Raw genomic sequence first — 18,262 nt, 5'->3', positions numbered from 1 at the left:
TCCACCTGAGTTACAAATCCGTACAATTTTTGGGTTGCGTGATTTTCATATTAGAATATTAGAAGGTAATAATTAACAAGTCACAGCAGAGGTGGTCCTGTGACCCATCACAATGCGCCAAACGAAGATTTGCCTTTGGAAGATACGGGCATTTCGTCTATTTCGGGTAATGCTCGCAAGGGCTTGCCATTCAAGCGGATTATTCTGCTTGTCCCTGTCTTCATTGCTATCATGTTCACCGGTGGTGTCATGGGCATGTACTTCCAACCCGCTGGCCTACGCCTGTTTTATGAGATGACAGGGCTAGAGCCGGGCGGTGGAAGCAATCAGAAAATTGCCGTTCCAATCAACACGACAGTGACCAAGGAAGACATCAAAGCGCTGGAAGCAGGCGCTGTGGTGGCGCTTGGTAAGCTGATCCCGCGGGACGGCGTTTCTACCATAGCCTTGCCATTCGGAGCAGGGGATGCCCGCATTGTGGAGTTGCCAATCTCAGTCGGTGATTGGGTTGAGACAGGCACTGTGCTCGCCTTGTTGGACAATCGCCCTTCACTGGAAGCCAGTGTTGAGGCAGCCAAGGCGGAAATCGCGGTTTCTGAAGCTTCCCTCCGGCAGGTGCAGCTCTCTATCACAGCCAGTCAGGTGGAGAACGAAGCCGATCTTAACCGTTCCAAAACCAACGCGGATCTGTCACAGGCGGAACTGGAGCGCACCAAGTCTCTGTTTGCCCGCAAGGTGGTTACACAAGCTCAACTGGACCGCGCAGAAGCTGAAGCCGAAAGCGCTTTACTGGATGTAGCTCGCAAGGTGGCAACCCTGCAGCGTTACAGTGGTTCAGCCGATCTCTCTCAGGCGGATGTAGAACTCGCCAAACGCAAGTTACAATCTGCTGCAATCGCTTTGCGCACCGCTGAAGTAAACCTCGAGAAATCTGTTGTCCGCGCACCGTTTGATGGCACCGTGCTGGATCTGCTGGTGCAACCCGGCGAGCGTCCATCTTCTGCAGGCCTCATTGAGTTTGGTAATACCCGCGAAATGACAGCTGAAATGGAGATTTACCAGAACCAGATTGGCCGTCTGAACATCGGCGATGCCGTCATCTTACGCGCAGAAGCTTTGACGCAGGAACTGCGCGGAACGCTGACAGAGATTGGGCTGATCGTCGGACGACAGAACATCATTAGTGTTGACCCCGCCGCAAACACGGACGCCCGAGTGGTCACAGTTGTTGTGACGTTGGACGAGACATCATCTGAACTGGCGGCGAATCTCACCAACCTGGAAATCCTCGGATATTTTCAGCCAGCAAATGATGAGGTAACCAAGTGACCCGTTTTCTCACATGGGTGCTGGGCCGATTGCCCATTGGTTGGTTGCAGCTGACGCACAACAAAGGCCGCTTTGCCGCCGCGCTGGCTGGGGTGGCTTTTGCCAACGTGCTGGTGTTCGTGCAGCTCGGTATGATGGGAGCTCTGACTGGCTCCACTTTGCAGCCTTATGAGCTGTTTGAGGCAGATATTCTCATTTCCGCATCTGATGCCAAGTCTCTTACCGAAGGCGGCAATGTTGCTCGTGTGCACATGCTGCAAGCGCTAACTCTGCCGGAGGTCGCAGCAGCAGCTCCTGTTTACATTGCCAAGGTGGACTGGCGCGTGCAGAAAGACCAGATCGCTGGTTTGCAACTGGTTGGGTTACCCATCGAAGCCATTGATTTCATGGCTCCGGTCCTTCGCCCTCAGTTTTTGCAGTTGGCTTTGCCCGATACTGCACTGGTGGACCGCAAAACACGTGGTGGAACAGAGGAATTCTTCAACTCACTTTCACCTGAAACACCCGCTGTCTTTGAAATGAACAACCGTCAGATCAAGCTGATCGGCACCTTGCAGATTGGCGCTGGTTTTAGTGCAGATGGCAATTTGGTGATGTCTGACCAGAGCGTCTTGCGGCTCTCACCCTCCCGCAGTTCCGGAGCACCAGACCACATATTGCTGAAGGTGCAAGAAGGTGCTTCTGTTGAGCGTGCGGTTGAACTGCTGAAGCAGGTATTGCCTACAGACACCTTGAAAATCCGCAGTTTCGCCAAAGCAGCATCCGACGAACAAGCCTACCAAACCTCAGAAAAGCCAGTGGGCATCATCTTCGGGTTTGGCACCATCATCGGCGTGCTGGTGGGCATCGTCATCGTATATCAGGTTCTCAGCACGGATGTGGCCGATCACCTGAAGGAGTATGCAACCTTCAAAGCGATGGGGTTTAGTGAAGGGTTCTTCCTCAGCATCATCTTTGAGGAAGCCATGGTCCTTGCAGTGCTTGGGTTCTTCCCCGGGGTGTTTGCTGCCATGGGCATTTACAAGATGCTGGCATTGAAATCCGGTCTGCCAGTGGGGCTCACCCTGGCGCGGGCGCTCATTGTCTTCCTCGGCACGTTGGCCGCCTGTGCGCTTTCTGGAACCATTGCAACGCGTCGATTGGCTCATGCTGATCCAGCTGACCTGTTCTAGGAGGTTCTGATGATGACATACACACCACATGCTCCAATCAGCGTCTCCGGTCTCAACCATTGGTTTGGCGAAGGAGAAGCCCGCAAACAAGCCATATTCGACGTTAACTTCGAGATCGAAAAAGGTAGCCTGACCGTGCTGATGGGTCCGTCCGGGTCCGGCAAAACCACGCTATTGACGCTCATGGGTTGCCTACGTGATGTACAGAAAGGCCAACTCGCCTTACTGGGACATGAACTGCACAGTGCAGACGAGACGATGAAGATCATGTTGCGGCGACGCCTTGGCTTTATCTTTCAGGCGCATAATTTGCACGAAAGCCTGACGGCGACCCAGAACGTACTGATGGGGTTGCAGGTTCACCAAAACGGCGTGAAGGCAACCGTTGATGCGGCACAGCAGGAGAAGGCTGCACGGCATATGCTCAGCATTCTGGGCCTGGAAGATCGCAGTGATTATCTGCCCGCCCACCTTTCCGGCGGACAAAAACAACGCGTTGCTATCGCGCGCGCACTGGTTTCCTCACCAGATATCATCTTTGCAGATGAGCCGACGGCTGCTCTGGACAAGGACACCGGGCTAACAGTGGTCAAGCTGCTCAAAGAGCTGGGAGAGAAGCGTGGCATCACCACGGTGATGGTCACTCATGACAACCGTATCCTGCAATTGGCAGATCGTATTCTGACCATGGATGAGGGGCATCTGGTTGAGGAAGCTGTGACTGCATGATCTCTCAAACGAATACATGCAAGCGCCCGTTACACCTTGCGACAAACTATTACAACATTCCCGTTGAAGCGATAGTTGGCTCAACTATTCTAACCTCAAGCAAGCTCAAATCATTCTTATACGGGTATATACATAACTAGAACAAGCAAAGACAAGAAATAGACAATGGCAGCCAATGCGATGCCAGAAGATTTATTTCAAATAGAACAATCAAAACAAAAACACCCCCATCAAATACTAGGCAACCACCAAACACGGAGAAATCCATGCGTAAACTATTGATCACTGCGCTGGTCGCTATGACTGCAACTTCAGCTTTTGCGGCAGACACAACCAAAGACGACGTCGTAGAAGCCCGCCGCGCTTACTTCACCCTACTTGGGCATGATATGGGCGCTCTGGCAACCATGGCAAAAGGCGAAATTGAATACAGCCCAGAAAAAGCCAAAGCAGCTGCAGGCAACATGATGACAGTTGCCAGCTACAACGCAGCAGGCCTTTATGTTCCAGGCACATCCAACGCCGACCTACCAGGCAAAACCCGCGCCCTTCCGGTGATCTGGGAAGACATGGCTGGCTATCAGGCCAAGGGAAAAGAATTCTATCAGGCACTTGTTGCATTGAATGATGTCGCTGGCGAAGGTCGTCCTGCATTGGGTAAAGCACTCGGCAAACTTGGCGGCACCTGCAAAGGCTGCCACAAAGAATTCCGCGCGAAGGACTTCTAAAAATGACGGTTGCGAGCACTGATCATTCCTTGGAAACGCAGAAGAAAACAGGAGCCTCTGTTTGGGACCTGCCACTGCGCCTGTTCCATTGGCTTTTCGCGGGCAGTGTTGCCGCCGCGTGGGGTTTGGGCAAGTTTGGACCAGACGTGATGACGCTGCACTTCTGGTTTGGCTATGCAGTGCTCGCCCTCATTGCGTTCCGTCTGGTCTGGGGGTTCATTGGCTCAGAGACAGCTCGTTTCTCAAGCTTTGTTTACAGCCCCAAAACGTTGTTCTCCTACATCGTAAAACTGCCAAAACGGCAGGCAAGCAACTGGAAGGGACATAACCCGCTTGGCAGCCTGTTTGTCTTCCTTTTGCTTGGAGTGTTTGGAGCGCAGGCGGCACTGGGACTGTTCGCAGATCCGGAGGACTACATCAATGTTGGGCCATTGGCCTCGTGGGCAGGCATCGACAGCGCCCGTACGGCATTGGCGTGGCATGGCATATTAGCCCGTGCAACGCTTATCCTAGTGGTTCTGCACGTGGCAGCGATCTTCTTCTACCGTTTGTGGAAGCGGGAAGATCTTGTCACCCCAATGATCACAGGCTATCAAAAAGCCAAGTGATCTTCGCAATAAATCAGGCCGGGCCAGCAACATCTGCTCCGGCTTTTCTTTGCCTAAGAGGTTTCAGTTTCCCGCGCTTTAGCCGTCCGTTTGATCGGCGGCTCCTCAATCGGGTTATTTTCTATCATCCAGGGTTTGTAGCTGATCTCCGGATTGTTCGCCCGCTTAAGAACACTCGGATGAACGTGCGGCTGCCCGCGTTCTCGTGCGTTCAGATCCAACCGCGGCCACATTCTTTGCTTCACTTTGTAGATGTACTCAAAGATGCCTTCACGCGGATTATGGATCGTGCCTGTCTCATCCGGATTCAACTTGGCAACCAGCGCTTTGCGACTGCTTTCATGAATGCGCAAGCCGTTTCGTTCTACGTGCTCCAGCATCCAATTAAATGTGATGTCTGAAAGTCGGGAATCCTCATAACCACCGCCAACATCGGTGTGCACACCTGCAAACCAGGTTTGCTGCATGATCTGGTTTGGCGCGGTACTCTCATTCCACAGGACAGGATGGAACACCTCACGCTCATCATCAATGGATAAGGCATGGTAAGCATTCTTCACGGCTGCAGGCAATGTCAGGTCATGGAACTCATGTTTGAAGCCGGGGAGCTTGTTGACGGCAGCGGAAAGGGGTTTCCAAGGCAGCCCAAGCGCTGCGACCGTATCCCACACGCCGATAAACTCAATGTCTGCCCACATATTGTGGTGCCTTTCGCGAAATTCCTGTGCTTTGGCTTTTCGCGCATGACAATCACTGATCTGGTAAATCTTGTAGGCTTTGGCGATCAGTTCTGGTCGGGATTTGGGTAGGATGCCGAACATCTCGATGAAACCTGCAAGGCTGCGCACGGTGGTGGCGCCGCGGCTGAAGCCGAACAGATAGATCTTATCCTTGGCCTGATAATTCTCGAAGATGAACTGATAGCATTCCATCAGGTTCTTGCTGACACCAAGCCCAGTGGCATTGCCCAGTAAACGCGTAACACGAGAGCGGTGCGCTTTCGTGCCCAATCCGCGATCATAAAACAGCACTTGCCGTTTGGTTCTGTTTTCGCAAATCCTGAAGAGCTTATAGACGTTCGTGTCCGGGCCTTCGCCGCCCTCCTGACCGGTTCCGTCTGAAAACACCACTATGTTCTTCACCATGGCCTACCTCTCAAAACTGCAGTGTCACTTAAACTTAATCAGCAAACGCAGGTAAGTACAGCTTATGCGAGTATCTACACCTCATGCACCCCACACATTCTCATGAGCCAGACAAAAAGAAACCCGGAGAGGGGGATCTCCGGGCTTCTGTTTTAGAAGAGAGGGTTCGGATGGAGGTGGCCGTCCTAGCCCTTATGCTTCTGGCAAAAAGGCCAGCCCCTCTTCTTTGAGGTGGATGAAGGCTTCTGCACCTGTTGGAATGACCGTTGCACTCAGGTTGTGATCAATGGCGAACAACTTGCCAAATCCAGTGTTGAGGGAGTACTGGATCTGGTTGCCGAGATAAGCTGCGTAAGCAATGCCCGCAGCGATGCCATTGGTCCCATCTTGTGTAACGGTGATGCCTTCTGGACGGATCGCCAGCTTACCGTGCTGACACGCCGGACCAGAGTAAGGCAGAACAACAGAGGCCCCACCAACTTTCAGTGAAACTGTGCCTTCACTGAAACCTGCAATCTCACAATCCACCACGTTTGCATCACCAATAAAGTCAGCAATAAACGCGGAATTCGGCTGGTTGTAGAGCTCTCGCGGAGTACCAGACTGTGCAATCTCCGCTTTATTCATCACGATGATGCGGTCAGAAACAGCCATCGCTTCTTCCTGATCGTGCGTCACATAGACAGCGGTCAGGCCAAGCTTTTGCTGGATTTCGCGGATCTCTTCACGTACATGACGGCGTAGCTTTGCATCAAGGTTTGAGAGCGGCTCATCAAGCAGCAGAACCTCAGGCTCCAGCACAACAGCACGAGCAACTGCCACACGCTGCTGCTGGCCACCGGAAAGCTCACTTGGCAGGCGCTCACCATACCCAGCCAGACCAACCATAGCCAAGCCTTCTTCTGCTTTGGCTTTGGCTTCCTTGGCAGGCACCTTATTGACACGCAGGCCGTAGGACACGTTGTCGACCACGCTCATATGCGGGAAGAGTGCGTAGGACTGGAACACCATGGACACGTTGCGGTACGTCGCCGTTAGATGCGTGACGTCCTTGCCACCGATGTAAATAGTGCCTTCAGTTGCAGCTTCCAGCCCGGCGATGAGACGCAGAGTGGTGGTTTTGCCGCAACCACTTGGGCCCAAAAGAGTGACAAGCTCGCCCTGCTGGATTTCCAGGTTGAGAGGCTTCAGTGCGGTGACAGAACCGTATTTTTTGACGACATCCCGGAACTGTACAGAGCCTGCTTTTTGCATAATAGACATGATTTACTCCAGAAACTCTAGGATTAAGCTGAAGCCAGCTCTTTGTTTTTGTTTGAGGTTTGCAGACGGTTCTGACGACGCAACTTGCGCTGCCCGATGACGACCTGCAGCAGCAAGATTGCCACGAGCATGGTAATGATCAGCACAGAGGAGTACGCAATCGCGATGCCGTACTCGCCATGTTCAACACGGCCCACGATAAACGAGGTTGCCATGTTGTGGCGCGCACTCACCAGGAAGATCACCGCACTCACAGACGTGATGGCACGAACGAAGCTGTACGCCAGAGCTGCGAGGATTGCAGGCCCCATCAAAGGCAGAATCACTTTGCGAACAGTGGTGAAGCTGTTGGCACCAAGGGTGATGGAAGCTTCATCAAGACTCTTATCCAGCTGGGACATCGCCGCGATACCACCGCGCACACCCACTGGCATGTTGCGGAACACAAACACGATGATCAGGATGATACTGGTACCAGTCAATTCAATTGGTGGTGTGTTGAAGGCCATGATGTAAGCCACACCAATCACAGTGCCCGGAATAGCAAAGCTGAGCATCGTGCTGAACTCAAACAAGTTCTTGCCAGCAAACTTCTGACGCACCAGCAGGTAGGCAGTCAGCAAACCAACGACAGCGGTGAGTGGAGCCGCGATGGTGGAGATGGTCAGCGTGGTGAAGTAGCTGTCCCACGCCACACCCGTCCAGCGGATGCCATTATTGAAGCTGACAGAGAATGCCCGAATGTAGTGATCCAGCGTGAAGGTGTTATCGTAACCCCAAAGCTTCACGAAGCTGCCGAATACGATCATGGAATAGACGACGGCTGTGAACGCTGCCCATGGCAATGCAAAGCCGTAGCATGTCCATTTAAGCGCAGAGTTCAGCGGCGAATGCTGGCCGGAGTCAGCCTTGCCTGTCACAGTCGCATAGGATTTTTTGCCAAGCCACAAGCGCTGTGCCACGAAGGCAGACAGGGTGAGCATGAGCAAGACGACAGCCAGAACAGCCGCTCTGGATGGGTCAGCCACAGCACCAACAATGGCGAAGTAGATCTCAGTAGACAGGACGTTGAAGTTGCCCCCCAGCACCAGCGGGTTGCCGAAGTCGGCGATACTTTCAATGAAGCCAAGCAGGAAGGCGTTCGCCAAACCCGGACGCATCAACGGCCATGTGACGTTCTTGAAGGTCTGCCACTGAGTAGCATTGAGGGTTTGAGAGGCTTCTTCCATGGAAGGGCTGACGCCCTCAACCACACCGATGAGTACAAGGAAGGCAATCGGCGTAAAGGAAAGCAGCTGCGCGAGATAAATGCCAGAGAAACCGTAGAGCCAACGGCTTTTCGAGATGTCAAAAACATCATGCAGCATATCTGTCACTACACCAGCACGGCCGAACATGAGGATCAGCGCCAAACCAATCACAAAGGGAGGAGTGATGATTGGAATAATGGTGAGAATGCGCAGCAGCTTTTTCGCAGGAAACGCTGTTTTGGTCGCGACCAGCGCAAAGGCAAGGCCGAGGAGGGTTGTACCAGCACCGGTGAGCACTGCGAGGAAAACAGAGTTCCAGGCCGGACCGCAGGTTTTGCCGCCAGCAAGGCAGGCAAGGCTCCAGATATCACTGGAGAAGAAGCGGGTGAAGAACAAGGCAATGTCAATGCCTCCATCACTTGCTTCAAAAGCGCGGATCAAGATCTGGGAGACTGGATAGAAAACAAAGGTGATCACCAGAGCAATAATGAGGCCGATGCTACCAACGATGAACGCATCACCGCGGCCCTGACCAAGACCTGAAATGCTGGTGGTGAGGATAAAGAGGAGAGCACCGGCGGTTATCATCGCCCCAGAGCCAAAGCCAACCTGACCTGTTGCAGCTGAGCCGAAGTTGAGAGTATCAATGAACAGCTCTGGTCCGACTCTGCCAATTGCAAAGCCCTGCGCAAACAACAGAGCAAGGCCTGTCATAGACAGAATAACAAGGGCCTTTGCCCGGGTGCGTTCATCTTTCAGCAAAGCAAACGACAGGCCGATGCCAACGAATGCCAATGCTAATGGAACAAACCACCAGCGGCCATAAAGCAGAGCTTGGAAGAGGGCAGGTGCGGCGTCTTCGCTAAGGAATTCGCTGAACAACCAGCGAAAAGACCAAAAGCCGCTTTCTACTGAGTACCAGGGAAATATGCAAAATCCCACTATTCCGGCGGCGAGCCAGAGCGCAATTGTCTTTCGCATGATGTTGATCCGAGAGTTTTGTATTGGCGCAAGCGCGAATACGATGCAACGCATATAGAGTGAAGGGCGGACAGAGAATAAGTCCGCCCTTCAACGCTCGATTTACTTAATGAGAAGCGTTTTTAACTTCTTCATTCCAGCGCTTCAGCAGACGCTCACGAGTGGAACGCTCACCATATGTCGCAAAGTCGTAGTCGATCAGCTTGATGCTTGCCAGATCTGGAGACTCAGGAGCAACGGATGCTTTGGAGTTGGAAGGAACCTGGAAGGACTTCACTTCAACAGAACGGGATTGAACGTCTGGACGCAGAGCGTATTCTACAAACTGCTTCGCCAGCTCAGGGTGCTTTGCACCTTTGATCACGCTCACAGCGCCAACTTCGTAACCAGTACCTTCACATGGCGCCACGATCTTCAGCGGGAAACCGGAACCTGCCAGCTTAACCATGTCATGCATGAAGCCGATAGAGATGGTGGTTTCACCGCGAGCAGCAGCTTTACTTGGTGCCGAACCGGATTTTGTGTACTGGTTCACGTTCTTGCCGATTTCAGTCAGCAGACGGTAGGCTTCATCTTCACCAAACAGCTGAACGAAGGTTGCCAGCTCAGTGTAAGCCGTGCCGGAGCTGTTTGGGTTCGCAACCTGAATTTCGCCGGTGTACGCAGGGTTTGTGAGATCTTTCCAGCAAGCTGGAGCTGGCAGGCCGCGTTCTTCCAGAACTTCAGCGTTATACGCAATGCCGAGTGCGCCAGCGTAGATGCCAACAGTGCCGCCATTTGAGATCTTGTGCATGTTGGATGCCCAGCCCAACAGGTCGCTGGTGTCAACACCCGGATCCTGTGTCAGGCCTTCAAAGGCTGCGATCAGGTGTGGATCGCCAGTACCGCCCCACCATACGTCAATCTTAGGGTTGCTTGCTTCTGCACGCACCTGAGCGAGTGTTTCGCCAGTGCTTTTGCGAACCATCAGAACTTCATTGCCGGTTTCATCCTCAAAACCGCGTGCCATCAGTTCACACCAGTCCTGCTCAGCACCACAGACCATGTTGAGTTCTTCAGCAGAAGCTGTTGCTGGAAGTGCAGCAAGGAGGCCAACAGCAGCAAGACCACCTAAAAGAGCGTTTTTCATTATCTTCTCCCAAGTCTAAACGCATGTAGGTGTAACAACTTACAAGTACACCCACATATTCCCGTAACTTGATTTGAAAATTACATGAAACACCACAGGAGTGCTTATGCTTTACCGTTAAGTATGTTCTTATTTAGCAGATATATATTTTAAATGTTACATTTATTACAGAATTGAGTTACATATGAAATAATAGAATTATTGATGGGAAGGCACTTTCCCGTGCATTGTCGCCGCAATCTGAAGAAAATCAAAAACGACCTCCAAGTATGCGTCTGGGAGCATGGTACGGGTTGCGAGGAAGGTTACATAAATGACCGAGAGTTGGGATAGGTCACCCTCAAAGGTAGCTGTCGTTGATGACGACCCGGCTATTCGCGAGGTGCTGCAGGAACTGCTGCATGAATATGGGTTCCAGGCACTGCCGTGCCATGGCAGCAAAGAACTCATCGCGCTCAAAGAGCTGGAAAGCCTTGATCTGGCAATCATCGATCTGAAGCTGGATGGTGAAAGCGGCATGATGCTCGCACAGCGCCTGCGCACATCCTATGACTTTCCAATCATTCTGCTTACGGGCACGGGAGATGAGGTAGACAAGATCGTTGGACTGGAAACCGGTGCTGATGACTTTTTGATGAAGCCGTTCAATCCGCGAGAACTGATCGCCCGCATTCGTGCGGTTCTGCGTCGTTACAAGCGCAATGTTCCGGCAGAACGAGAGCCTACTGCTACCACTCTTGCACCGCAAACACCGAGCGCTGGGATTATTCCACTTGGCGAGCTCTCCTTCATTTGCGACGAGCGTCGATTGCTGGACAGGAACCTACGGGAAATCAGCCTGACGAACTCAGAGCTGCGTCTGCTGGAGTTTCTCATCGAGAACCCGAACCGTCCGATTGATCGCGTGGAACTGCTGGAGTATCTGGGCGGGGATCTTTCCCGCTATATGGACCGCACCGTCGATGTTTTGATCCTGCGTTTGCGCCGGAAGATTGAGGCTAATCCATCCAAGCCGGTCTTTTTGCAGACCCGCCGCGGCAAAGGCTATGTCTTCGCACTGGATGAAGCCGCAGTAGATCTGCTATGACCCTTCTGCCTCAACGCTTAAAAGCTCTGCTTTCCATCAAAACACGTTTGCTGGCAGCCATCACACTGCTGACTTTTGCAACTTTGTTTGCAGGGTCGATCGCGTGGTACTGGCTGGACCAAGCCAACGTGAAGCTCGTTGGGCATTATCAAAAGACTATCGAAGCAATCGCAAGCTCCCTCCAACTGGCCAACAAATCCGCCGGCTTGGTGAGTTCAGCTCCCTTTATCCTCAACCTTTCTTCGGTCTATCAGATCGAAAATGAAGGCTCTCGTTTGTTGGTTGAGCTGAGCAATGCAGAACAGCAATATCGAGACAACTTTCCGCTTGCACGGCAACAAGGAAGTCTCGGACGGTTTTTGCCGCAAGTGCAACAAAATCTCTCGCTCATGCGCTCTCAGGTAGCCGTGCTCGTCAACGCAGCCCAGCAAATCAGCGAGTCTGAGGATCAGGTTCGTACCCTGCTTGTTGACCTCTCCAAGATGGAGCGCCTTGCAGTCAAGAACTCCTCCACGTTTTACCAGAATGCAGAGGAGCGTGAAGCCTGGCAAGGGATTGGTCAGGCTGCCAACCTTTTGATTTCCGCCGCGCATGTAACCGATTTCCTCAGTCTGGGCGAGCTGCGTCGCCGCTATCATCTGCAAATGGCTGATCTGGAGGGCATATCTGCCCTTGAGGTTCAGGAAGCCGTTGCAGCGCTGAAGACAATCGCAGAGGACAACGCAGGTCTGTACGCCATCCGTCATCTGGCAATGGCGGGACAACTGGAAGCCCGCAACGCGCTTTTCAAAATCAAATCCAGCGCACAGATGATCAACCAGCTGGTTGCTGAGTTTGTTCGTCTGTCAGGTGAAGAAATCTCCAAGCAACGGCAGGAAACATCCTCCTACATCTCCAGCGCACAGCTCGTTGTGCTACTCACTGGCATCGCAAGTATTCTTCTGGCTTTGATGTCAGCGCATTACATTGCTGGTTACGTGACCAAGAACATCAATCGCATCTCTCACGCCATGTCCAGTCTGGCCAAAGGAGATCACACCACCGTGCTCCCACGACCTGCGCGGCAGGATGATGAGATCACCCGACTGTTGCATTCCTTCCGCATTTTTCGCGCCAATTCCATTCGGTTGCGCCGCATTTATGGCCAGTTGCAACGCAAGACAGAGCTGTTTGAGACCACCTTTAACTGCATCGCTGAAGGGCTGGTTCTGACCAACGATGCCCACGACATGACAGCCTGGAACCCGCGTCTGGCAGAAACGCTTCGCATCAATGAAGCTGAGATTAAAAAGGCCAGAGACATCCGTGTCCTGATCCAAAACTCCGGGTTCAGATGGAAGGATGAGAACGTCCGTCCACATGGCACACGCTTCCGCTTTGCAGAATTGATTGATGATGACGGCATCCTGATCGAAGTGCGCAAAAGTCCTTTACCAGAAGGCGGTGCAGTCTGGTCATTCTCTGATGCCACGGACCGTCGCTTTGTTCAGGAACAGGCACAGCAAAAACAAAAGCTCGAAAGCCTTGGGCAACTAACCGGTGAAGTGGCCCATGACTTCAACAACATCTTGACCAGCATCTCTGGCAGTGTCGGAATAATTGAGCGCAAAAGCTCAAAACTCATTGATCTGAAAGGCAACATCCAACGCATTCATAGCGCAGTAGAAATGGCCACAAATCTGACCCAGCGCCTGCTTGCCTTTGCCCGCAAACAGCACCTTGAGCCAGAAGTCGTTGAAATCAACTATCTCATTGAGAGTGTGGCCGAGATCATTTCATTGAGCATCGATGAGCGGATCATCTTGACGACAGATTTGCCGGAGCAAGCAACCTATGTGCGCATCGACCCCGGCCAGCTGGAAAGCGCACTGCTGAACCTTTGCATCAACAGCTCCCACGCCATTTCGGATGCGGGTACGATTTCTGTTCGGGTTGTGGCCAACGGGTCCGAGAGTGTTTCCATAAGTGTTACTGATGATGGGTGCGGCATGGATCAGGAAACGCTGGAACGCGTTTACGAGCCTTTCTTCACCACCCGCCGCACGTCTGCAGGGTCTGGACTTGGGTTGAGCATGGTGTTCGGTTTTATCAAACAATCCGGCGGGGAAATGGGCATCACCAGCGAGAAGGAGGAGGGGACAACAGTGACCCTTGTCATTCCGCAGGCACCGCTGGAAGATTTGGCACCCAACACCGCGATTACGTTTGACCAGCCTCGCCGCATTCTGGTGGTTGAGGATGATCTACAAACCCTGTTGCGCGCCAAAACCATGCTGAAAGAGATGGGGCTTATTTGTATCGAAGCCAACAGCTACGGCTCCGCTAAAGTGCTCATTGAGAACGGAACCAAGTTCGACATTCTCTTCACAGATGTTCAGCTCGAAGATGGCAAAATCGGCTGGGATCTGGCCGAAGCCAGCATCAAAGCCTGCGCAGACCAAAAGGTGGTTGTCACCTCAGGTCGCTTCCCCAAAGCACTGGAACCACAAACACAAAACCTAGAGCGGATCACACGACTGGCCAAACCTTACAGCAAGGAACAACTGGCCGAAGCTTTGCTCAGCCAGATAAAGCAGTTTGAGGCTGCTGACTAAGACACTGCTTCAGTGTCTGTCTTCCGCCCAGAGCGCATCAATAAACTGGTGTTGATCACAGCCAGCATGACAAGCTTGCGAGAGAGCATAACACCGCGCATCGTGGCAAAACTCTCTGTCTTCCATACTGCAGCCCTTGCCAGCTGATACTGCGTCGCCGCACTCAAGCGCAAAGGCATTTGAAACAAGATCTTCAGAAAGGTCGGTTTTCTTCGGTTCAAACAATCTCGATAAAGAAAGCATAGTCAGTTGCCTTTATTCTACGAAGTTTTCGCGGAGAACCACGGGCACGAAGTGGATCAGATATAGGGTGAAAGCGAGTGCAAACAGGAGCCAGGCCAGTGGCATTACATCCAGATCAGGGAAGAGCAGTGGACCGAGAGAACGGGCCAGACAAGCACTTATGAGAGATAGGATCGCGGCGCCTAGTAACTTTGGAAGTTTCAAAGAATAGCCCGCATGTCGCAGACCCGCGATGGTCAAAACCATGAAGGTTGCCAGAGACAAGCCGCCGATGAAGATCATGTGCTGACCGGAAACATATGAGCTCGCAGAAAGCAGCCCAAGCAACCCGCCGGCCTCCAGGGCAAAGCCAACTCCAAAGAACCAGTAGACCAGGTAGAGCGCTTTCGCGAAGGTGGTTCGCAAAGAGCCCGCCACATGCCAGTCCTGCAAGATATTGAGCACTGCGCAGGCAGAGGCCAGCGCCAACCATCCTTGCAGAGCATCAGAGACACCCAACACCTTGGCAAGGGTAAACGCGGAGATGCAGAACAACGCCGCACGCCTCATTGGTGGACGAGGAACAAAAACGGCGCCATCCTCTCGCGTGGCCAACGCATCATTCACAATCACCATGGAAACCGGAGCAAGAGCCGTGAGGACCATCAGGACGAACGCACCTTCCGCAATCGCAAGTCCCTGATTGAGAACGCCAATCTCAGAGTATTCCCAAAAGCACACAAGCTGGGCTGTGCAAAGCATAAGCACCGGCCACATGAGATGCCGCATCTTGGCACGCCATAGTCGGGGCAAGATAACAATCAGCAGCGCCGCGGGAAAGAAAGCCTGAACCACAAACACGACAGTCGGCGAAAGCACACCAAGCATCCAGAACGCGATACGTCCTGCCAGCCAAAGTGCCCCCAAACCCGCCAATTGCGCACCCGCAATCTTTGGTGTGTTTGACCAAGAGGGCACAGCAGTCGTCAAAAAGCCCGCCATTGCGCCCGTGAAGAAGCCAAAGAACATCTCGTATTGATGAAAGAGAAGAGGGTCTGCGTCCAGCGGCACTGGCAGGACATCTGCAAGCACAAGTCCCCACACGACGATGGAGAACACCGCATAGAGTGCTGACAGCGGAAAGAAGACCCGGAACCCTTCAGAGAACACCGGAGCATCACAGAACGAGGCCTGTTGGCGAGGTGTATGTGCAAGTTCCGTCATACCAGCTGCTCCCAGTTGCTCATGTTAAACAGCTGCGCAATCCGGTCATCCGCTAGCAAGCTTGCCTCAAGTTCCAAAAGGTTTCGGCGCGTACGCTCGGAGCGGGTCAATGGCACCTCGTACTCCTTGGCAAAATGCCCTGGATCTGGCGCCATAATCAAAACACGGTCACTCAATGCCAATGCTTCGGTCACATCATGAGTGACCATCAGAACAGAACACTGTTTTTCATCAACTTCATGCAGCACAAGCCGGTAAAGGTCGCGGCGGCGACCAATATCGAGAGCGCTGAAAGGTTCGTCTAAAAACAACAGGTCAGGCTCCACCGCCAGCGCACGGGCCAACGCGCCGCGCTGGCGCATGCCACCGGAGAGCTCTGAAGGATATTTGATCAGATCATCCTCAGTGAAGCCCATGGCATAAGCAACGGTCCGCGCTTTTTTCATACGCTGGAACCTGGAGAGTTTTTGACCCTGAAGACCAAAGCTGATGTTGTTCAGAAGGCTCTTCCATGGCAGCAACCGGTGTTCCTGAAACAGGATCGCCGTTCGATCCGCAGTGCTTGATATTTTCCCGGTGCTTGCCTCAATCAATCCCGCTGCGATGCGCAGAAAGGTCGACTTCCCGCAACCGGATGGGCCGATGATGCTAACAACTTCCCCTTTTTTCAGCTCCAGCGCACTCGGTGCCAATGTTTGCTGCAAAGGATGGTAGCGGTGGTCTTCCACTGAGACAGATAAAACGGATGGCCTTGTTTCTGCTGAGCCACTTGGCACGACGGAGAGCAGAGGAGCTATATCATTCAGCATGCTTCCAACCCTCCACATAGTCTTTGACAGGGTTGAGCAACATACCTTCGATGACCAGCAGCAGACCAACAACCACAACGATCCACGCCATGGTGGACGCGGTATCGATGTTGACGCGTGCTTCAGCAAGGCCAGCGCCAATGCCACGCGTGCTGGAGAGTAATTCTGCCATCACCACAACTTTCCAGCTCAACCCCAACGCTGTTGCCCATGCCGGAAAGAGGTAGGAGACGATCTGCGGTGCCTGCACCTGCCAGAACCGCTGAACCAGCGGCACATGAAAACTCTGCGCCATCTCATCCAGCTCCTTCTCCCGCATCCGCACGCCTTGCAGAGCACCTGCGAAAATGAGCGGGATCGTTGAGATGAACACTGTAAAGATCGGCGTGCCGTCATCGCCGCCAAACCACAGCAGCGCAAGCACGATCCATGCAATCGGCGGCACCCCAAGGGCCACGGTAATAAACGGCTTACAGAGTAGCGACAGTGTATTGGACCAACCGGCTATCAGGCCAAAGAAAATACCAAAAGCGCTGGCAAGCAAAAAGCCAGCGAAGGCCCGCTTGGCAGTGATCAGAATGTATTCGAGCCCGGATGGCAAAGCGACAAGATCCACCAACCGGCTCAATGCTTCCAATGGGGCAGGCAACACCAGAGACCCGAAGGTCTCAAAACCGACTTGCCAGAGCGCAAAAATGAGAAATACCCCGGCCAGTGTGCCCCACCCACTCCAAAGTTTACTCATTAACGTCGATAGCATGTGATGGATCATCAAGTATGTTCTCGTTGTGTGTTGGGCTCAGCAGACCAGGTGACCGTAACCTTTGCGCGGCCTGCCAAGCCTGCTTCGCTACAGATAAAAGTCTGCGTTCGGCAATTTTCCGCCAATGATGGATGGGTTCTTTTCCGCCAGAATGGAGTAGAACTGCTCCAACTCGGCCTGAATGTCTTTGGCACGTTCTGCTGTCAGGTGCGTATGCGGAATGGACTTAGCGATCACGGGTGCTGGCAATGTGATGCTTTCAGATGCAACAGCCGCCGCTTCCTTGGGGTTTGCCTTCACCCACTCAGTGCCGGTGACACAGGCTTTGTGGAAGCCTTCAATCAGCTCTGGCTGCGCATTGAGCAAGTCATCATGCACCATCATGCCTGCCATCGGGAAGCGACCTTCGCCACCCGTCACAGACGACCATTCACTGGCCAAATCGATGGAACGATGGATCGACTTGCCCATCTTTTTGCCTTTGACCATACCCGCTGTCGCAGCCGGCTCTGGCAGAACGCAATGCTTGATGCGACCTGAGAGCAGAAGCTGTAATGCTTCAAACGGGGTGCTGACATAGTGCAAGGAGTAGTCTTTGCCCTCAGTCAGCCCGTTTTGCTCCATGACACGGCCAAACACCAGGTCCGGCATATCATTTCGGAAGAACATGCCGATTTTCTCACCGGCCAGATCCGCAGGGGACTTCACAGAACCATCATAGCTGAGCACATAAAGCATGCCCCAGGTCATGATGTTCAGCATCTTCACGGGAAGGCCTTTGTTGGCAAGGTTCGCTGCAACATAAGACGGGGTGCCCGCCAATTTCCAGTCACCGGAAACGAAACCAGCGCGCAGGACATCTGGTGACTTGTAAACGGAGAAATCTACTTTCTCTGTAAAGTCAGAAAGCAAACCTTTGTTAGCAATGTAAGACAACACCACCGATGGTCCCACTGGCGGGCCATGCAGAGCCAGCGCCGGATTGGCCGCTTGAGCCACAAATGGCAGCGTACTACCCAGAGATGCTGCAGCGGTAAACCCTGCAGTGTGCGAAAGAAAAGAACGACGTGTGATCATTTTTGAGTTTCCATCGAAACGGGATAGAAAGCGAACAGCTCGCAAATGCGAATGAATTGCAATTACTGTAGATCACGATCACTCCTTCGCTTATTTGACAAAAGTCAATAACCTGAAGATTAAACTCATATTAAAGCAATTTAAGATGTGAA

The 18,262-nt window shown here is 52.8% G+C and carries 16 protein-coding genes; 7 read left to right on the top strand and 9 right to left on the bottom strand.

What is annotated here, in order from left to right; genetic code table 11:
* Window positions 1-99: 99 nt before the first annotated feature.
* From PsAD46_RS09620 to PsAD46_RS09600, 5 genes are all read left to right on the top strand, one after another.
* Entirely contained in the window at window positions 100-1,329 is a 1,230-nt protein-coding gene (locus PsAD46_RS09620; protein WP_063293062.1) for an HlyD family efflux transporter periplasmic adaptor subunit, read from the top strand.
* A complete protein-coding gene (locus PsAD46_RS09615) occupies window positions 1,326-2,501 on the top strand; it encodes an FtsX-like permease family protein (protein ID WP_057462445.1) in 1,176 nt (391 codons plus the stop codon). Before PsAD46_RS09620 ends, PsAD46_RS09615 begins: the two co-directional genes overlap by 4 nt.
* Before the next feature lie 9 nt (window positions 2,502-2,510).
* The gene (locus PsAD46_RS09610; RefSeq protein ID WP_244272098.1) at window positions 2,511-3,230 is read left to right on the top strand and encodes an ATP-binding cassette domain-containing protein; all 720 of its coding nucleotides are present in this window, start codon (window positions 2,511-2,513) and stop codon (window positions 3,228-3,230) included.
* 266 nt (window positions 3,231-3,496) lie between these two features.
* The gene (locus PsAD46_RS09605) at window positions 3,497-3,958 is read left to right on the top strand and encodes a cytochrome c (RefSeq protein WP_063293063.1); all 462 of its coding nucleotides are present in this window, start codon (window positions 3,497-3,499) and stop codon (window positions 3,956-3,958) included.
* A gap of 2 nt (window positions 3,959-3,960) precedes the next feature.
* On the top strand, window positions 3,961-4,566 hold the full coding sequence (locus PsAD46_RS09600; RefSeq protein WP_063293064.1) for a cytochrome b/b6 domain-containing protein: 606 nt from the start codon (window positions 3,961-3,963) through the stop codon (window positions 4,564-4,566).
* Window positions 4,567-4,619: 53 nt separating this feature from the next.
* On the opposite strand, the gene PsAD46_RS09595 is transcribed toward PsAD46_RS09600, so the two are convergent.
* The 4 genes from PsAD46_RS09595 to PsAD46_RS09580 all read right to left on the bottom strand — a co-directional run bounded on the left by PsAD46_RS09595 (window position 4,620) and on the right by PsAD46_RS09580 (window position 10,334).
* Complete coding sequence (locus tag PsAD46_RS09595) at window positions 4,620-5,711, bottom strand: DUF2235 domain-containing protein (protein ID WP_063306692.1); 1,092 nt, start codon at window positions 5,709-5,711, stop codon at window positions 4,620-4,622.
* Between the two features lie 192 nt (window positions 5,712-5,903).
* Window positions 5,904-6,974: an ABC transporter ATP-binding protein gene (locus PsAD46_RS09590; RefSeq protein WP_063293066.1), complete on the bottom strand. Its 1,071-nt coding sequence runs from the start codon at window positions 6,972-6,974 to the stop codon at window positions 5,904-5,906.
* Between the two features lie 23 nt (window positions 6,975-6,997).
* Window positions 6,998-9,205 (bottom strand): iron ABC transporter permease, encoded by a 2,208-nt coding sequence (locus PsAD46_RS09585; RefSeq protein ID WP_063306825.1) that lies wholly within the window; start codon window positions 9,203-9,205, stop codon window positions 6,998-7,000.
* 106 nt (window positions 9,206-9,311) lie between these two features.
* Window positions 9,312-10,334 carry an ABC transporter substrate-binding protein gene (locus PsAD46_RS09580; RefSeq protein ID WP_063287769.1) on the bottom strand — a complete coding sequence of 341 codons (1,023 nt, stop codon included), beginning with the start codon at window positions 10,332-10,334 and terminating at the stop codon, window positions 9,312-9,314.
* Window positions 10,335-10,647: 313 nt separating this feature from the next.
* Between PsAD46_RS09580 and PsAD46_RS09575 the strand changes: the two genes are divergently transcribed.
* Both PsAD46_RS09575 and PsAD46_RS09570 read left to right on the top strand, forming a co-directional pair.
* Window positions 10,648-11,421 (top strand): response regulator, encoded by a 774-nt coding sequence (locus tag PsAD46_RS09575; RefSeq protein ID WP_063306691.1) that lies wholly within the window; start codon window positions 10,648-10,650, stop codon window positions 11,419-11,421.
* A complete protein-coding gene (locus PsAD46_RS09570) occupies window positions 11,418-14,015 on the top strand; it encodes an ATP-binding protein (RefSeq protein ID WP_063306690.1) in 2,598 nt (865 codons plus the stop codon). The genes PsAD46_RS09575 and PsAD46_RS09570 overlap by 4 nt, the downstream gene beginning before the upstream one ends.
* A gap of 9 nt (window positions 14,016-14,024) precedes the next feature.
* Here PsAD46_RS09570 and PsAD46_RS09565 read toward each other — a convergent pair whose 3' ends face one another.
* From PsAD46_RS09565 to PsAD46_RS09545, 5 genes are all read right to left on the bottom strand, one after another.
* On the bottom strand, window positions 14,025-14,258 hold the full coding sequence (locus PsAD46_RS09565; RefSeq protein ID WP_193776930.1) for a hypothetical protein: 234 nt from the start codon (window positions 14,256-14,258) through the stop codon (window positions 14,025-14,027).
* Window positions 14,259-14,270: 12 nt separating this feature from the next.
* The gene (locus PsAD46_RS09560) at window positions 14,271-15,461 is read right to left on the bottom strand and encodes an NnrS family protein (RefSeq protein WP_063306688.1); all 1,191 of its coding nucleotides are present in this window, start codon (window positions 15,459-15,461) and stop codon (window positions 14,271-14,273) included.
* On the bottom strand, window positions 15,458-16,270 hold the full coding sequence (locus tag PsAD46_RS09555; RefSeq protein ID WP_063306687.1) for an ATP-binding cassette domain-containing protein: 813 nt from the start codon (window positions 16,268-16,270) through the stop codon (window positions 15,458-15,460). Before PsAD46_RS09555 ends, PsAD46_RS09560 begins: the two co-directional genes overlap by 4 nt.
* Window positions 16,260-17,030 (bottom strand): ABC transporter permease subunit, encoded by a 771-nt coding sequence (locus PsAD46_RS09550; RefSeq protein ID WP_082830601.1) that lies wholly within the window; start codon window positions 17,028-17,030, stop codon window positions 16,260-16,262. Before PsAD46_RS09550 ends, PsAD46_RS09555 begins: the two co-directional genes overlap by 11 nt.
* Window positions 17,031-17,120: 90 nt before the next feature.
* On the bottom strand, window positions 17,121-18,110 hold the full coding sequence (locus PsAD46_RS09545; protein ID WP_063306686.1) for an ABC transporter substrate-binding protein: 990 nt from the start codon (window positions 18,108-18,110) through the stop codon (window positions 17,121-17,123).
* Window positions 18,111-18,262: the final 152 nt, after the last annotated feature.

The organism is Pseudovibrio sp. Ad46, assembly GCF_001623065.1.
Taxonomy (GTDB): domain Bacteria; phylum Pseudomonadota; class Alphaproteobacteria; order Rhizobiales; family Stappiaceae; genus Pseudovibrio.
Note: the sequence above shows the minus strand (reverse complement) of the source record. Positions and strands in the feature narration are given on the sequence as shown.

What these genes read in the sequence shown, in the direction of transcription:
- PsAD46_RS09610 (WP_244272098.1), top strand. Translation starts at nt 2,511, where the DNA reads ATGATGACATACACACCACATGCTCCAATCAGCGTCTCCGGTCTCAAC.
- PsAD46_RS09605 (WP_063293063.1), top strand. Translation starts at nt 3,497, where the DNA reads ATGCGTAAACTATTGATCACTGCGCTGGTCGCTATGACTGCAACTTCA.
- PsAD46_RS09600 (WP_063293064.1), top strand. Translation starts at nt 3,961, where the DNA reads ATGACGGTTGCGAGCACTGATCATTCCTTGGAAACGCAGAAGAAAACA.
- PsAD46_RS09595 (WP_063306692.1), bottom strand. Translation starts at nt 5,711, where the DNA reads ATGGTGAAGAACATAGTGGTGTTTTCAGACGGAACCGGTCAGGAGGGC.
- PsAD46_RS09590 (WP_063293066.1), bottom strand. Translation starts at nt 6,974, where the DNA reads ATGTCTATTATGCAAAAAGCAGGCTCTGTACAGTTCCGGGATGTCGTC.
- PsAD46_RS09585 (WP_063306825.1), bottom strand. Translation starts at nt 9,205, where the DNA reads ATGCGAAAGACAATTGCGCTCTGGCTCGCCGCCGGAATAGTGGGATTT.
- PsAD46_RS09580 (WP_063287769.1), bottom strand. Translation starts at nt 10,334, where the DNA reads ATGAAAAACGCTCTTTTAGGTGGTCTTGCTGCTGTTGGCCTCCTTGCT.
- PsAD46_RS09575 (WP_063306691.1), top strand. Translation starts at nt 10,648, where the DNA reads ATGACCGAGAGTTGGGATAGGTCACCCTCAAAGGTAGCTGTCGTTGAT.
- PsAD46_RS09570 (WP_063306690.1), top strand. Translation starts at nt 11,418, where the DNA reads ATGACCCTTCTGCCTCAACGCTTAAAAGCTCTGCTTTCCATCAAAACA.
- PsAD46_RS09565 (WP_193776930.1), bottom strand. Translation starts at nt 14,258, where the DNA reads ATGCTTTCTTTATCGAGATTGTTTGAACCGAAGAAAACCGACCTTTCT.
- PsAD46_RS09560 (WP_063306688.1), bottom strand. Translation starts at nt 15,461, where the DNA reads ATGACGGAACTTGCACATACACCTCGCCAACAGGCCTCGTTCTGTGAT.
- PsAD46_RS09555 (WP_063306687.1), bottom strand. Translation starts at nt 16,270, where the DNA reads ATGCTGAATGATATAGCTCCTCTGCTCTCCGTCGTGCCAAGTGGCTCA.
- PsAD46_RS09550 (WP_082830601.1), bottom strand. Translation starts at nt 17,030, where the DNA reads ATGCTATCGACGTTAATGAGTAAACTTTGGAGTGGGTGGGGCACACTG.
- PsAD46_RS09545 (WP_063306686.1), bottom strand. Translation starts at nt 18,110, where the DNA reads ATGATCACACGTCGTTCTTTTCTTTCGCACACTGCAGGGTTTACCGCT.